This is a genomic window from Gluconobacter kondonii (assembly GCF_002723995.1).
Taxonomy (GTDB): Bacteria; Pseudomonadota; Alphaproteobacteria; order Acetobacterales; family Acetobacteraceae; genus Gluconobacter; species Gluconobacter kondonii.
Window position 1 is genome coordinate 1 of record NZ_BEWP01000058.1, and the last position, 983, is coordinate 983.

1 pseudogene and 1 other annotated feature are annotated in these 983 nt (G+C 60.2%); the pseudogene reads left to right on the plus strand.

The annotated features are described in order from the left end of the window. Positions 1-52: 52 nt before the first annotated feature. Positions 53-983, plus strand: a pseudogene (locus tag GKO01_RS15690) (IS3 family transposase); the annotation flags it as partial. Beyond that, positions 334-450 (plus strand) — a sequence feature (AL1L pseudoknot). It overlaps the preceding pseudogene by 117 nt.

Genomic DNA, 983 nt, shown 5'->3' on the forward strand with positions numbered 1-983 from the left:
TTTGAACCGCCCCGGGATTGGCGGAGACCTATTCACCTGAGAAGAGGGTCTGATGAGCAATTCTGTGAAGAAGTTTTCTCCTGAAGTCCGTTCCTGTGCGGTGCGGCTGGTTCTGGAGCATGAGGGCGAACATCCGTCTTGCTGGACGGCGATGGTGTCGATTGCCGGGAAGATCGGCTGTTCGGCGCATACGCTGAACGAATGGGTCAAGAAGGCCGAGATTGAAACTGGCAAGCGGGCTGGTGTTCCGGCCGAGACCGCAGATAGGCTCAAGGCGCTGGAACGTGAAGTGCGCGAATTGCGCCAGGCTAATGAGATCCTGCGGAAAGCTTTAGCGTATTTCGCCCAGGCGGAGCTCGACCGCCCCTTTCGGAAATGACGGCGTTCGTCGATGAGCATCGCCAGGCCTACGGGGTCGAGCCGATCTGCAGGATGCTGCAGATCGCCCCGTCAGCCTACTATGAGCGGCTGCGCAAACGGCGTGAACCAGAGCGCAGATCGGCTCAGAGCAAACGTGACGAGATCCTGAAACCTGAGATCCTGCGCGTTTTCTCGGAGCACTTTGGTGTTTACGGCGTGCGGAAGGTCTGGCGTCAGTTGGGCCGGGAAAAGATTGAAGTCGCCCGATGCACGGTCGCGCGGCTGATGCGTGATCTCGGCCTGCAGGGCGTGATCCGTGGCAAACCGAAGCGAACCACGATCAGCGACAAGGGCGCACCCTGTCCACTTGATCACGTCAACAGGCAGTTCAAGGCACCGGCGCCGAACCGGCTGTGGGTGTCGGACTTCACCTATGTCGCGACCTGGTCCGGGTTCGTTTATGTGGCCTTCGTCATCGATGTGTTCGCCCGGTATATCGTCGGCTGGCGCGTCAGCCGGACAGCACATGCGGGCTTCGTACTCGATGCGCTGGAGCAGGCGATCCACGCCCGATGCCCGTCAGAGCAGGCAATCTTGTCCACCACTCGGATCGCGGGTCTCAA